The 13,403-nt window shown below is 65.4% G+C and carries 13 protein-coding genes; 7 read left to right on the top strand and 6 right to left on the bottom strand.

What is annotated here, in order from left to right:
- The first annotated feature begins 58 nt into the window (after positions 1–58).
- Together C3B44_RS04210 and C3B44_RS04205 are read left to right on the top strand one after the other, a co-directional pair.
- Positions 59–469, top strand: a complete 411-nt coding sequence (locus tag C3B44_RS04210; RefSeq protein WP_108431283.1) for a cytidine deaminase — start codon at positions 59–61, stop codon at positions 467–469.
- Positions 470–478: 9 nt separating this feature from the next.
- The gene (locus C3B44_RS04205) at positions 479–1,693 is read left to right on the top strand and encodes a NupC/NupG family nucleoside CNT transporter (protein WP_108431282.1); all 1,215 of its coding nucleotides are present in this window, start codon (positions 479–481) and stop codon (positions 1,691–1,693) included.
- On the opposite strand, the gene C3B44_RS04200 is transcribed toward C3B44_RS04205, so the two are convergent.
- Positions 1,690–2,640: a sugar-binding transcriptional regulator gene (locus C3B44_RS04200; protein WP_108431281.1), complete on the bottom strand. Its 951-nt coding sequence runs from the start codon at positions 2,638–2,640 to the stop codon at positions 1,690–1,692. The genes C3B44_RS04205 and C3B44_RS04200 overlap by 4 nt on opposite strands.
- A gap of 124 nt (positions 2,641–2,764) precedes the next feature.
- On the opposite strand from C3B44_RS04200, the gene C3B44_RS04195 reads away from it, so the two are divergent.
- Together C3B44_RS04195 and C3B44_RS04190 are read left to right on the top strand one after the other, a co-directional pair.
- Positions 2,765–3,013, top strand: coding sequence for a hypothetical protein (locus C3B44_RS04195; protein ID WP_108431280.1), 249 nt, complete (start codon positions 2,765–2,767; stop codon positions 3,011–3,013).
- A 47-nt stretch (positions 3,014–3,060) separates the two neighbouring features.
- Positions 3,061–3,279, top strand: coding sequence for a hypothetical protein (locus C3B44_RS04190; protein ID WP_146183475.1), 219 nt, complete (start codon positions 3,061–3,063; stop codon positions 3,277–3,279).
- 59 nt (positions 3,280–3,338) lie between these two features.
- On the opposite strand, the gene rpsP is transcribed toward C3B44_RS04190, so the two are convergent.
- Positions 3,339–3,854, bottom strand: a complete 516-nt coding sequence (rpsP, locus tag C3B44_RS04185; protein WP_108431278.1) for a 30S ribosomal protein S16 — start codon at positions 3,852–3,854, stop codon at positions 3,339–3,341.
- Between the two features lie 324 nt (positions 3,855–4,178).
- Here rpsP and C3B44_RS04180 point away from each other — a divergent pair, with 324 nt between their 5' ends.
- From C3B44_RS04180 to C3B44_RS04170, 3 genes are all read left to right on the top strand, one after another.
- Complete coding sequence (locus tag C3B44_RS04180; protein WP_268876436.1) at positions 4,179–6,290, top strand: acyltransferase family protein; 2,112 nt, start codon at positions 4,179–4,181, stop codon at positions 6,288–6,290.
- Positions 6,291–6,406: 116 nt separating this feature from the next.
- Positions 6,407–8,587: an acyltransferase family protein gene (locus C3B44_RS04175; protein WP_158268654.1), complete on the top strand. Its 2,181-nt coding sequence runs from the start codon at positions 6,407–6,409 to the stop codon at positions 8,585–8,587.
- Positions 8,588–8,762: 175 nt separating this feature from the next.
- Positions 8,763–9,578 (top strand): hypothetical protein, encoded by an 816-nt coding sequence (locus C3B44_RS04170; protein WP_235840451.1) that lies wholly within the window; start codon positions 8,763–8,765, stop codon positions 9,576–9,578.
- An 81-nt stretch (positions 9,579–9,659) separates the two neighbouring features.
- Here the strand turns inward: C3B44_RS04170 and C3B44_RS11880 are convergent, their stop codons facing one another.
- The 4 genes from C3B44_RS11880 to glnA form a co-directional block, all read right to left on the bottom strand.
- Entirely contained in the window at positions 9,660–9,998 is a 339-nt protein-coding gene (locus C3B44_RS11880) for a sulfurtransferase (protein WP_242979251.1), read from the bottom strand.
- Between the two features lie 46 nt (positions 9,999–10,044).
- Complete coding sequence (locus C3B44_RS11875) at positions 10,045–10,485, bottom strand: rhodanese-like domain-containing protein (protein ID WP_199222428.1); 441 nt, start codon at positions 10,483–10,485, stop codon at positions 10,045–10,047.
- A 343-nt stretch (positions 10,486–10,828) separates the two neighbouring features.
- Positions 10,829–11,245: a hypothetical protein gene (locus C3B44_RS04160; RefSeq protein ID WP_108431275.1), complete on the bottom strand. Its 417-nt coding sequence runs from the start codon at positions 11,243–11,245 to the stop codon at positions 10,829–10,831.
- 588 nt (positions 11,246–11,833) lie between these two features.
- Complete coding sequence (gene glnA / locus C3B44_RS04155; RefSeq protein WP_235840452.1) at positions 11,834–13,276, bottom strand: type I glutamate--ammonia ligase; 1,443 nt, start codon at positions 13,274–13,276, stop codon at positions 11,834–11,836.
- Positions 13,277–13,403 lie beyond the last annotated feature (127 nt).

The raw sequence follows: 13,403 nt of genomic DNA, 5'->3' as shown, positions 1-13,403 counted from the left end.
CAACCCTAACATTTTCATTTGTTCGCATTGTTGGGGTTCCACCCCCAAGGAGGCCGTCATGGCTAGCCCCGGCATACCCGCCGCCACGCTCATCGACCGCGCTCGAGACGTCGCGCGGCATTCTTATAGCCCTTCCTCCCACTTCCCGGTCGGCGCCGCCCTCATCAGCGACACCGGCGAGATCATCACCGGTTGCAACGTCGAAAACGCCGCGTACGGCGAAGCCATCTGCGCCGAACGCAACGCGGTGACCACCATGATCGCCCAGGCCGCCGGCCAGACCATCGCCGCTATCGCCATCGTGGGGCTCAAAGCCGCGCCCTGCTGGCCATGCGGCGCCTGCCGGCAGGTCCTGCGCGAGTTCAACTGCCAGAAGGTGATCGTGGAGGGAGAAGGCGGCGAGCCAGCCACGCTCGCGTTTTCAGATCTGCTTCCCCACTCCTTCGGCCCTGAGGCCTTGGGCAGCTAGGAGATCACCATGGACCGCCTTCAGGGACTGCTGGGCATCGCAGTCATCTTCGTGCTCGCTATAGTGCTGTCTTCGCACCGCTCCAAGATCAAGTGGCGCACCCTCGCCGTGGGTTTGGCCATGCAGGTCCTCTTCGCGCTGCTCGTGCTCAAGTGGGAACCCGGGTTCCAACTGCTGCGCGCGACCGCCGATGCGGTACAGAAACTCATCGACTTCACCGGCGAGGGCACCTCCTTCGTCTTCGGCCCGCTCTTCGGCGACGACATTGGCTTCGTCTTCGCGCTCAACGTGCTTCCCGTGATCATCTTCCTCGGCGCGATCATCGGCGCGCTCTACTACCTGCGCGTTCTGCAGTGGTTCGTCGACATCGTCGGCACGGGCATCGGCAAGCTCATGGGCACCTCCAAAGTCGAAAGCGTCTGGGCCTCGACCGTGATCTTCCTCGGCCAGTCCGAAGCGCCGCTGGTCATTCGGCCTTGGCTGCCGAAACTGACCCGCTCCGAGCTCTTCGCCTGCATGACCGGCGGCTTCGCCTCCGTCGCCGGCTCCACCCTCATCGGGTACTCGCTCCTCGGAGCCCCGCTGCACTACCTGCTCGCGGCCTCCATCATGAACGCCCCCGGCTCCCTCATGATGGCCAAGGCCCTCATCCCCGAGACCGAGGAGTCCGTCGCCAGCGCCAACGTCCGCACCGTGCGCGACGAGGAGAACCGCAACATCATCGACGCCTTGGGGTCCGGCGCCCTCGCCGGGGGCCGCGTCGCCGTCGCGGTGGCCTGCATGCTCATCGCGTTCATCGCGCTGATCGCCATGCTCTCTGCCTTCATCGGCGGGATCGGCTCGCTTGTCGGCCAAGACGGCTGGTCGCTCGAGGGGCTCTTCGGCCTCATCTTCGCCCCGCTGGCCTGGCTCATCGGGGTGCCCTGGGACGAGGCGGCGCTCGTCGGCAACTTCATTGGGCAAAAGACTATCCTCAACGAGTTCGTCGGCTACACCTCGTTCTCGGAGCACGTCGACGTGATGTCGGAGAAGGCCATCCTCATCGCGACCTTCGCGATGGCCGGTTTCGCCAACCTCTCCTCCATCGCCATCCAGATCGGCTCCTTCGGCGCGCTCGCCCCGGAGCGGCGCTCGGATGTCGCCTCCCTAGGCTTCAAGGCGCTGTTCGGTGGTTTTCTCACCAACATGCTCAACGCCGCGATTGTCGGCGTGATCGCCCTCTAGCGCACCTGCTCGAGTATCGCCCGGGCGGTCGGGGCGTCGATGACGAGGTGGGTGGCCAAGCCCATCTTCAAGGCGGTGGCGATGGCCTCCGCTTTGCGACGTCCCCCGGCCACCAGGATCCGCACCGGGCGTAAGCGCAAATCCCGCAGCGAGATGCCGACGGTGCGCGCGTCGATCGACGGCATCGCCACCTTGCCCTCGGCGGTGAAGAAGCGCGAGCAGACATCCCCGACGGCTCGCTGCGAAAGCTCCGCGGCCTCCTTGTCATTGAGGTAGCCGAGCACCAGCGGCAGCGACTCCGGGTTCGCGGCCCCCACCGTGAACACCGCCACGTCACAGTCTCGGCCCAACTGCAGGATATGGCTGATGTGCCGGTCCTTTTCGACGATCTCCTTCGCCTCTACATTGTCGATGATCACCGGCAAAGGCAGCGGCCGGGCGTAGGCGTCGAAGGCCTGACAGAACAAGTTGATCGTCTCAATGTCGTTGGTGGACTCGCTGGAATGACTCATCCCGCCTTTGAGCTGGATGATCTCCACCCCGTGGCGCGGGGTGTGCTCGAGGGCGCGGGCGACCGCATACATCGTATGTCCCCACGACACCCCGACCGACTGGCCGTCGCAGACGGTATCGGATAACACCGCGGCCCCCATCCGGCCAAGTTCCGCCAGCAGGTCCTCGTCGCGCTCGCGGGCGACGTCGACAACCCGGACTTCGCGCAGGCCTTGAGCAGAAAAGGTCTCCAACAGCAGCTGGCCGAGGTGGCCGCCGACCTCCCGGGGATCATGCACCTCGATGGTGACGTATCCGCGCTCGCGGGCGTGCTGTAGAAGCTTCGCGACGGTCGGGCGCGACACCCCCATCTCGGCGGCAACTTCCGCCTGGCTCAGCTCCCGCGAGTAGTACAGCTTCGCCGCGGCTAAGGCCTGTTCGTCACGTTTCTCCACGCCTTCAAAGTCTAGCTTCGGCAAGGCCGCGGGATTGCCCTCGGTATCCCCAGAGTAACTTTATGTTTAAAGTATTGCCCTACAAGGCCTCGCGGCCTTAAAGCCCTTGCGCTGGAGATATCCGATGACTACGCACCGACCTGTTCTCGCATCCCTGGCCGTACTCGCCGCCGCACTGCTGTGCGCCAGCTGTACGTCCACCGAGGAGGAACCGGCCACGGAGACGGCCACTGAAACCATGACGGAGACGGTGACGGAGTCGGCCACGAGGCAGGTCAGCGCATCCGCCGAGCAGAGCCCCGAGGCCTCGAACGAGCCAGCCACCTCCGAGCCGCCCCCGCCGCAAACGCCGGGAGCTTCCACGAGCGAGTAGTCACCATCTGCACCTCCGGGGATGGCTGGGGTGTGGGGTTACTCGGGGTGAATGGAAACACCAGCTGCGATTTCGCCCACTCGGTGCTCAATTCGCTCACCGCAGATATCGGCACCACCAGCGTGAACCTGCGCGACTACCTGCCGCAGACCGTCACCGCCCATAGCCCGGTCACCGGCCAGTCCTACGACATGTACTGCGCCAGCGACGCGGCAGAGGTGATCAGCTGCCGCGGCGGCAACAACGCCGAAGTGCTCATGTACTAAAACCAAAAAGGTGCCTACACCGCACAGGGATAGGCACCGTTTGTTGAGAAAAGGATTTTTTATTCCTCGGTCTTCTCCTCGGAGGCAGCCTCGGCGTCGGCGTCAGCCTCGCCCGCGGCGGCGGCCTCTTCCTCGGCCTTGCGCTGAGCCTCAGCCTCGGCAGCAGCCTTGGCCTCGGCCTCTTCCTTGGCCTTCTGCTTCTGCTCGGCGACAGCCTCGATGGTCGGGCCGTCGTTGGCCGCGGCGAGAGCCTGGTTGAACAGCTCCAGCTTGGATGGCTTCTCCTCGGCGGTCTTGAGGGTACCCTCGGCGCCGTCGAGGCCCTTGAACTTCTGCCAGTCACCGGTGACCTTCAGCAGAGCGAGCACCGGCTCGGTCGGCTGCGCACCAACGCCGAGCCAGTACTGGGCGCGCTCGGAGTTGATGTCGATGAGCGAAGGCTGCTCCTTCGGGTGGTAGATGCCAATGTTCTCGATCGCGCGGCCCTGGCGGCGGGTGCGGGAGTCGGCGACGATGACGCGGTACTGGGGGTTGCGGATCTTACCCATCCGCTGCAGCTTGATCTTGACGGCCATGGAAGGCTCCTTCTTTCTAGTCACTGGGCAGTACAGGCGCCCGTCGATGAGCGACGGGCCGGTTCAACCCTCGGTTTTAACCTGCGTGTGACGTACCGGCCGACCGTGGTCGGTTGCGGTTTTACGCAGGGAGGTATTCGGTCGGCATCCCACGGATCTGTTACCGCTGGACACAACCGTGTACACTATACCGAACGACCGCCGCCAACCGAAAATCCCTTCCCCTTATCCTCTCCCGCGGCCCTTGGGCGCGAAAGGCGGGGGACCCGGATACAATCGTCCTGATTATCTTTCGAGCCGGGTTCGAGCCGACAAGGAGCCGACATCTCTACCTCTGGGTCGCCCCCATCGTACCGCTACGAACTCGACGGGCTCCGCGGTGTGGCCATCGCGCTGGTCGTGGCGTTCCATATTTTCGCCGACCGCGTATCCGGCGGAGTGGATATCTTCCTGCTGCTCTCGGGGTATTTCTTCCTGGGTTCGCAGTTGCGGTACGTCGCCCGGCCCGGCGCGAGCTTCAACCCGTGGTGGCCGGTGTGGAGGACGCTGCGGCGGCTGGTCCCGGTGCTGGTGCTGATGGTCGCCGCGGTTCTGGCGGCCGCCTGGTGGTGGTTCCCGCAGTGGTGGCAGCCGGAGTTTCTCCGGCAGACGGCCGCGAGCGTCCTGTACCTGCAGAACTGGGAGCTGGTGGCCCAGGGACAGGACTACGCCGTCGCCGCCGAGAACGTCAGTCCCCTGCAGCACCTGTGGTCGATGTCGGTGCAGGGCCAGTTCTATCTGGCGGCCGTCGTTTTCGCTCTGCTCATAGGTCTCGTAGTGCGCCGCCGGCCGTCCGCGGTGGCGACGGTGGCGGGGCCGGTGCTCGTCGTTGCCACGGCGGCGTCCTTCGCCTACGCCGTCCACCTCGGCGGGGTCGACCAGGAGTTGAACTACTATTCGACGCTGTCGCGGATGTGGCAGATGACTCTCGGCGCAGTGCTCGCGATCTACGCCCGGCACCTGGTGCTGCCCCGCCTCGCCCGGGAGGTGTGCATGGTCGCAGGGCTGGTCATGGTCGCCACGACCGGCCTGCTTTTCGACGGCGCCGACCTCTTCCCCGGCCCGGCCGCGCTCTACCCCCTCGGCGGGGCGGTGCTGGTGATCCTCGCCGGCTCCGGCCGGACGGCGGGCGCGGTCGCGCTGACCAATCCGGTGAGCACCTGGCTGGGGCGGATCGCGTACCCCTTCTATGTGTGGCACTGGCCGATCCTCATCGGCGCCACGATCGTCTCGGGCGACGACCGCCCGTCGGTCGGGGTGGGGTTCGCCGTGCTGGCCGTCAGCCTCGTGGCGGCGGATGTGACGCACCGGCTCGTCGAGCGGCCGCTGCGGCAGCACCGCGCCCGCCCCCGCGCCGGGGAGCGCCCGTTCGTCGACGGGTGGAAGACTGTGCGCTCCTCCCCCGCCGCGGCGGCCCGCGCCGTGGCAGGCGTGGTGGTCGTCGCGGCGGCGGCCGGGCTGGTGACGACGGTGCCGCTGAGCGATCAGGCCGCGCGGGAGGTGGCCGAGGGCCAGCTGGAGCCGGAGAAGTACCCGGGCGCGCTCGCCCTGGCCGGGGCCGAGGTGCCGGACGGGGTGGCCCCGCAACCGGACCCGTTCGTGCTCTCGGAGGTGTGGCCTCTGGCCTGGCGAACCGGGTGCATCACCTACCAGCACCAGCCCGCGGATCACCGCGCCACGCACGCGAGCGACGAGTACGACAACATCCGGTGCGTCTTCGGTGACACCGAGTCCGAGACCACGGTCTACCTCGTCGGCGGTTCGCATGCGGAGCACTATTCGACGGTGCTGGACGAGATCGGTCAGGACCTCGGTTTCCGTCTTGTCCCCCTCATCCGCCAGGGGTGCCCGCTGCACCTCGACGAAGACGAAGATCTCTACCAGGACGGATGCTGGGAATTCAACAAAAACGTCATGGACCATCTGGTCGAGGTCCAGCCGGATCTGGTCATCTCCACCTCGACCCGCCCGGAATCGGGCACCGCCGCGGGCCCGGACATCGTCCCCGACGGGTATGTGGAGGTGTGGGACGTTCTGGCGGAGGAGAACATCCCCTTCGCCGGGCTGCGGGACAACCCCTGGGGCTTCGACGAGGACCTGGAGCCGATGGACCGTTCCGACTGCGTGATTGAAACCGGTGACGCCGCCGCCTGCGGCGTGGACCGTGACCTGGTCTACGCCGAGACCGATCCGGCGGCGGAGATCCTTGCCGGGTACGACGGCATGGTCGCCATCGACACCGCCGACTGGTTCTGCACGCAGGAGTACTGCCCCGCGGTGATCGGCAACGTGTTCGTCTACCGCGATCCGAGCCACCTGTCCGAGGCCTACACTATGACGCTCTACAATTTCCTGGCCGATGAGCTGCAACAGGTGCTGGAGGAGTTGGAAGCTTGAGACATACCCCGACTCGAGCGCCTGACTACCGGTAAGAGGCGGTATCGTTTAGCTCGCGAAGAAGCGAAACAAGTTTTCTTTATAAGAAACGGTGAGAAACAGTGGGAGCCGCGGCCGTGAGCGACAACAAACGTGCGTACCGCCCGGAGTTGGACGGACTGCGTGGCCTCGCCATCTCTCTGGTGGTGCTGTTCCACATCTTCGTCGGCCGGGTCTCCGGCGGCGTCGACATCTTCCTTCTTCTGGCCGGTTACTTCTTCCTGGGCTCCCAACTCCGCTATGCCTCCCGCGACACCGCGAGCCTGAATCCTTTCTGGCCGCTGTGGCGGACCCTGCGCCGGTTGATTCCCACGCTCGCGGTGATGCTGGTCGCCGCGGTCGTCGCGGCGTTGACGATTCTTCCCGAATGGCGCCGGCCGGACCTGGTCACCCAGGTCACCGCGTCGATCGGTTATTTCCAGAACTGGGTGCTGTTCCTGCAGGGCCAGGACTACAACGTCGCCTCCGACCAGGTTTCGCCGCTCCAGCACTTGTGGTCGATGTCGGTGCAGGGCCAGTTCTACCTGGCCGGCGTTCTCTTCGCCTTACTGCTGGCGGCGGTGTTCCGTACCCGCCGCGCGTGGGTGATGCAGGTGGCGGGGGTGGTCCTGGTGGCCGCCACGGTGGCGTCCTTCCTCTACGCGGCGTGGCTGTCCGGGGTCGACCAACCGTTGAATTACTACTCGACCCTGTCGCGGGCGTGGGAGATCACCCTGGGCGCGGCCCTGGCCGTCTACGGTGCCGCGGTGGCGCTGCCGCGCTGGCCCCGCGAGGTGATGGTCTCCGCCGGGTTGCTCATGGTGCTGCTCACCGGCGTGCTTTTCGACGGCGCCGCCCTCTTCCCCGGCCCGGCCGCCCTGTTCCCGATCGGCGGCGCGGTGCTGATCATCGTCGGCTCCACCGGCGACTTGGCGGCGGACCGGGTCCTGACCAACGGTCTCATGCAGTGGCTGGGACGCATCGCGTACGGCTTTTATGTCTGGCACTGGCCCATCCTCATCGCCGCCACCGTCCTGACCGGCCAGGAGAACCCGTCGGTCGCTCTGGGCGTCGCGGTGCTGGCGGTGTCCCTTTTCGCCGCCGACCTCAACTACCGCTTCATCGAGGCGCCGCTGCGCCAGCACCGGCGCCGCCCAGTGAAAGGCGAACGCCCCGTGGCCGAGGCGTGGGCGGGATTGCGGTCGGGCACCGCGGCGAAAGGCCGCGCGGCCGGCGGCGCGGTGCTGGCCGCCGCGGCGGTCGCGCTGCTGATGCTCAGCCCCACCCTGGGCCTACAGCGCGACCAGCTGCAGAACAAGCAGCTCGATCCCGCGGCCTATCCGGGGGCGGCCGCGCTGTTCGGGGCGGACACCCCCGAGGCGCAGCCGCAGCCGTCGCCGCTGGTGATCGAGGAGATGTACCCGCTGGTGGGGCGCGACGGCTGCATGAACTTCCACTTCCACGAACCCGACGAGTTGGTGACCCACCAGCACAACGGCCCCGACCTGCCGGAATGCGTCTACGGCGACCCGGAGGGCGAGACGACGATCTACATGGTCGGCGGTTCGCACTCGGAGCAGTGGTCGACACCCCTGCACGTGATCGGTCAGCGGGAAGGCATCCGGGTGGTTCCGCTCCTGCGCCAGGGGTGCCCTTTCGTGGTGGGGCCGCACACGCAGGAGTTCTCGGAGGAATGCGTCGCCTTCAACGAGAACGTCCTCGACTACGTCATCGACAATCCGCCGGATGCGGTGTTCTCGACGACCACCCGGCCGATGAACGGTTACCGGGGCCCGGATTTCGTCCCGCCGAGCTACCGCGACACCTGGCAGGCCCTGGCGGACAACGGCATCCCGTTTTTCGGCCTGCGCGACAACCCCTGGGGCTTCGATGAGGACGGCGAGATGCGCGCCCCCACCGGTTGCGTGGCCGACAACCAAAAAGAATCCGAGTGCGCGATGCCCCGCGAGGAGGTCTACGCACCGGTGGATCCGGCCCAGATCGTGCTGAACTCCTACCCCGACATGGTCGGGATCGACACCGCCGACTGGTTCTGCACCGCCGAAGAGTGCCCGCCGGTCGTCGGCAACATCTTCGTCTACCGCGACCACAACCACTTGTCCGAGTACTACCTGCGGACCCTGGTCACTCCCCTCGCCGAGGCGTTGACGACCTTCCTGGACACCGTGGCCGGCTCTTCGCCCGGTGATGAGCTGATCACCCCGGCGGAGCCCTCCGAACCGGTCGCCCCGCTGGTGCTTCCCAAGGATGAAGGTTAGGCCCCGGCGCCTGCGGCCGGAGGAATGTGTGCTTCACGCCCGCGGCGGGAGACAGCGGCCTCACGCTGCATCGATGACGCTAGTTTGGACAAACGTCCAGCAGTCACCTGGTCAAATGCGGACGTTGTTATGTATCGTAGGGAACGCACCAGCAAATGTACTGAAAGGTTTCATCTTGACGAATCCCAATTCGGGCCATTCCCGTGACCCCGAGATCAACAAATCTGAGAACCTCCACCGCTCCGCCGATGATGCCGCGACGGTCAGCCGCCGCGGCCAGTCCACGACGCCGCGCACTGCCACCGCCGGCGCCAGCCGCGTCGAGGAAGTGACCAACCAGTCCGGCCAGGAAGCCTGGGTCGGCACCGACCGCGCCGACGTCTCCAGCGGCAACTCCGCCTGGGGCGCGATCATCGCCGGCGTCTTCACGTTCCTCGCTCTCCTGCTCATCCTCGGGCTGGGCGCAGCGGCGCTCGGCCTGCAGGCCGCCGGCGGCTGGGCCCTGGGTCTGTGGACCCTGATCGGCCTGGTCGTCGCCTTCCTGGCCGCCGGTTACATCACCGGTGCGCTGGCCGTGCGTTCCGGCCTGCTCAACGGTTTCCTGACCTGGGCAGTGTCCCTCGTCTCGGTGCTCTTCCTCACCGGCTTGCTGGGCACCAGCATCCTGTCCGGCGTGACCAGCGCCATCGGCGGCGTCGCCGACACCGCGGCTCAGACCGTGTCCGTCGACGGCCAGCAGGCTGGCGACGCGGCGGAAGGTGCCGCCAGCAACGTCGACCAGCAGGACGTCAACCAGGCTCAGCAGCAGGCGAACGAAGTCGCTGACGAGGCCGCGCAGACCGTCCAGGAGGCTGCTCCTGAGGTCGGCGCAGGCATCTGGTGGACGCTGCTCGGCCTGATCGCCGGTGCCGTCATCAGCGCCTTCGCGGGTGCCGCCGGTGCCCGCAGCGTGATCACCAAGCGCAAGGAGCTCACCACCGCTGAGCGCTAAACCACAGCGTGACGCGTAAAGAGTAAAAAAGAACGCCTCCCCGGTTTCCGGGGAGGCGTTCTTTGTGTGTGGGGCGGGCGGTTAGTCCGCTTCCAGCGGCCGCGCATCACCTGAGGTCCAGTCCGTCAAGGACCCGTCGTAGACCCGGACGTCCTCGCGCCCCAGGCGAGCGAGCTGGAAGGCGTCGAAGGTCGCGGCGATACCGGCCCTGGAGTAGGTGATCACGGGCTTGTCGGCCTCCAGGGCGCCGGTTTCCTCGTAACTGGCGCGCACCTCCTCCGGCCGGGCCACCGGGCCTTCACTGGTCAACGAGTCGGTGAACGGGACGTTCACCGAACCCGGGATGCGGGCCTGGGAGTGGCTCGCGATATCGAGGGCGTTGATGACGACTGCGGATCCGGTGTCCGTGGCCTCAGCCACGTCCTCGGCCGTGGCGTAGAGTTCCGGCCGCCGGCGGGCCGTGAAATCACCCGGCGCGGCCTCGACAACGCCCTCCTCGACCGGGAATCCCGCGGCTTTCCACGCCGGCAGGCCGCCGTCCAGCACGCTGACGTTCTCGTGGCCTTCCAGGCGCAGGTTCCACCACAGGCGGGTGGCCCACATCATTGCCCCCCTGGTCGTAGACGACGACGTGCGAACCCTCGGACACGCCCAACCCGCGGGCGATCTCCTGGAAAGCGCCGGAGTCCAGGGCGATGCAGTGCAGCTGCGTGTCGGGCTTGGCCAGGGTGTCCATGAGGTCGGCGTGGACCGCGCCCGGGATATGGCTGGCCTCGTACGCGGCGCGGCTGTTGCGGGCCTGCACCTGGTTGCTCGGTTCAGAAGGATCGAAAGCGGTGGTGGTGTCGATGACAACCACGTTGTCGAGGTTGTCGTTGAGCCACCGGGAATCTACGAGGTGAGTCATGCCCTCGACCGTAGCGCCCGCCGACGGCGGTGTCAGAATCGCCCCGCCTCCGCGCATAAAACCCGAAGCCACCGGCCTGCCGTGACGGGAGGCCGGTGGCTTTGGGGGTGCTGGCGGAATGGTAGATTCACGCTTCTCTTCGATCAACGGGAGTACAACCCTACCAGGCACCATTCCCGCGAAACCCCGCTTTGTTTTAGCGCGAGACTTACCGGGGTGGAGTATGCTGTGAGGGGTTGAAACTAGGTCGCCACCTGCAACGCCCATCTAACTCGGCAACATTCTCTCCACGCTGCCCATCGCGACCAGGTCCGCGAACGAGTCAGCTTGCCGGATGTCACTTTCAAACGAGATGAGGTACGCCCGCGCTTGGTCCTGGTAGGCGGGGTGGGCGATGAGCGAGCGTAGTAGGCACTCGGTGGCCTGCGCTTTTGCTGACGATCTCGTCGTCTCGTTGGTCCTCAGCCTTGCCCTCGACGATCCAGTACGTTCCTTGTTGGTCCAGCACGACGAAGTCGGGGACGTAGTTGTTGCGTGTTGTGTACGCAATCTGGGCGCCACGTCCGTCGTAGATGCGCGTCCACCAGGTGATCTCTGGGTCGAAGTTGAGTAAGTGTGCTAGCTGGTATTCGGCCGAGAAGGAGTCAAACGAGGCAGCATCGAACAGACCCTTCGTCCACGGGCCGTAGTACTGGCCTCTGACGAACCCCGTTGACTTTTTCGTTGACGACTTTTCTACGGTCAGTACATTCTTGATCATTCGGTCGACGGGTAGGGGTAGGACGTCTGAACGGGTAGTTTGAGGCGGCCTGAGTTGGTCGGAGACTAGATTTTACCCTAGGAGGACGATCAACTCAGGCCGCCTCAATGTCGTCCTCGTTTCCGATGTCGTTCGAAATTGAAATCAGTGTATATGGAGACTGGATAATCCCAGAAGGTTTTCGATCTGCTAACCGTGCTGGTGACAGCGTCCAACGCGCTGCGAGTCATTGGTTACCTCAAGCTTGGCCGCGACGCAGACTTGGCACCGACCCCGCCAGGTGGTGATCGGCCACGCAAGCGTCGCACTGGCGACAATGTGATCAGCTCCGGATGGAGTAACGCCCCGCCAGGGGAGCACAAGCAGGCTGCATAGGAGACCACGAGACCCTAATGGGACCGTGGTCTATTAGCCGTTGCGGGAGCCGAAACGGTGGCCGCTGCGGGGGTAGAACGGACGGAAATAGAGCCCTCGGAACACCGAAAACCCGGCTGCACAGTCCTGTTAGACAGGAAATCTGTGGAGCCGGGTCGTTTGTGCGAGATTCGTAAATCTCCGCAGGTCAGAACCGTAAAAGTCCCGGAGCGCCTAGCAGTCGTAGTAGAGCTCGAACTCCTGGCTGGTCGGGCGCAGGCGGGACGGGGTGATCTCCTCGTCCATCTTGTAGTCGATGTGCGCCTGGATGAGGTCCTCGGTGAAGACCTCACCTTCCAGCAGGAAGTCGTGGTCCTCGGCGAGCGCCTCGAGGGCACTTTCCAGGGAGGCCGGGACGGTCTCGATGTCCCTGGTCGCCTCGGGCGGAAGCTCGTAGAGGTCCTTGTCCACCGGTGCGGGCGGCTCGAGGCGGTTCTTCACACCGTCCAGGCCCGCCATCATCATGGCGGTGAACGCCAGGTATGGGTTGCCCGACGGGTCCGGGGCGCGGAACTCGATGCGCTTGGACTTCGGGGAGTCGCCGATGGCCGGGATACGGATCGCGGCGGACCGGTTCTGCTGGGAGTACACCAGGTTGACCGGGGCCTCGAAGCCGGGCACCAGGCGGTGGTAGGAGTTCATCGTCGGGTTGGTGAACGCCAGGACCGCCCCAGCGTGCTTCAGGATGCCGCCGATGTAGTGGCGCGCCATGTCTGACAGCCCACCGTACCCGTTCTCGTCGTAGAACAGCGGCTTGCCGTCCTTCCAGAGCGACTGGTGGACGTGCATGCCGGAGCCGCCGTCGTTGGCGATGGGCTTGGGCATGAAGGTGGCGGACTTGCCGTTCTTGCGGGCGGAGTTCTTGATCACGTACTTGAACGTCTGCAGGTCGTCGGCCGCGTGCAGCAGGGTGTTGAAGCGGTAGTTGATCTCCTGCTGGCCGCCGGAACCCATCTCGTGATGGGCGCGCTCGACCTCGAAACCGACCTGGGCGAGGGTCTCTCCCATCTCGTCGCGCAGGTCCTGCAGGTGGTCGTACGGGGCCGTCGGGAAGTATCCGCCCTTGGTACGCACCTTGTGGCCCAAGTTGCGGGAGCCGTCCGGGTTGAACTCCTTGCCCGAATTCCACCAGCCCTCCACGGAGTCGACCTCGTGGAAGCTCATGTTGTTGGTGGAGTTGTAACGTACCGAATCGAAAATGTAGAACTCGGCCTCGGCGCCGAAGTTGCAGGTATCCGCGAACCCGGTGGATGCGAGGTGCTCCTCCGCCTTGCGCGCGATGTTGCGGGGATCTCGGCTGAAGGGCGCACCAGTGTGCGGATCGTGCACGAAGAACTGCACGTTGAGAGTCTTCGAGGTCCGGAACGGGTCGATGTAGGCGGTCGCCAGATCCGGGAGAAGCTTCATGTCAGAGTTCTCGACGGCGGTATAACCAGAAATCGAGGAACCGTCGAAAGCCAGTCCTTCCTCGATCTGATCCTCATCGAACATCTCGGCGGGAACGGCGAGGTGCTGCTCGATGCCGGGGACGTCGGTGAAGCGGGCGTCTACCCACTTGACCTCGTTGTCCTTGATGAACTTGACTAGCTCTTCAGCATTGGTGAAGTTTAAGGGCACAGTGATCGACTCCTCAGTCGTGCCGACCTGACCGATAAGTTTTGGGTTGGCATCAGGATCGCATGCGACAGGGTCGCATGAGCGGCCAAGCCGGACTTCTGGTGTGTCCTGCATGCGTTCCTCGCAT

The sequence above is a fragment of the Corynebacterium yudongzhengii genome, from assembly GCF_003065405.1.
GTDB classification, from domain to species: domain Bacteria; phylum Actinomycetota; class Actinomycetes; order Mycobacteriales; family Mycobacteriaceae; genus Corynebacterium; species Corynebacterium yudongzhengii.
The sequence above is the reverse complement of the archived record's forward strand: the minus strand, read 5'-3'. Positions and strand labels throughout refer to the sequence as shown.

Bases quoted from the DNA above. Each gene is read 5' to 3' on its own strand.
- C3B44_RS04210 (WP_108431283.1), top strand. From the start codon at position 59: ATGGCTAGCCCCGGCATACCCGCCGCCACGCTCATCGACCGCGCTCGA.
- C3B44_RS04205 (WP_108431282.1), top strand. From the start codon at position 479: ATGGACCGCCTTCAGGGACTGCTGGGCATCGCAGTCATCTTCGTGCTC.
- C3B44_RS04195 (WP_108431280.1), top strand. From the start codon at position 2,765: ATGACTACGCACCGACCTGTTCTCGCATCCCTGGCCGTACTCGCCGCC.
- rpsP (WP_108431278.1), bottom strand. From the start codon at position 3,854: ATGGCCGTCAAGATCAAGCTGCAGCGGATGGGTAAGATCCGCAACCCC.
- C3B44_RS11875 (WP_199222428.1), bottom strand. From the start codon at position 10,485: ATGACTCACCTCGTAGATTCCCGGTGGCTCAACGACAACCTCGACAAC.
- C3B44_RS04160 (WP_108431275.1), bottom strand. From the start codon at position 11,245: ATGATCAAGAATGTACTGACCGTAGAAAAGTCGTCAACGAAAAAGTCA.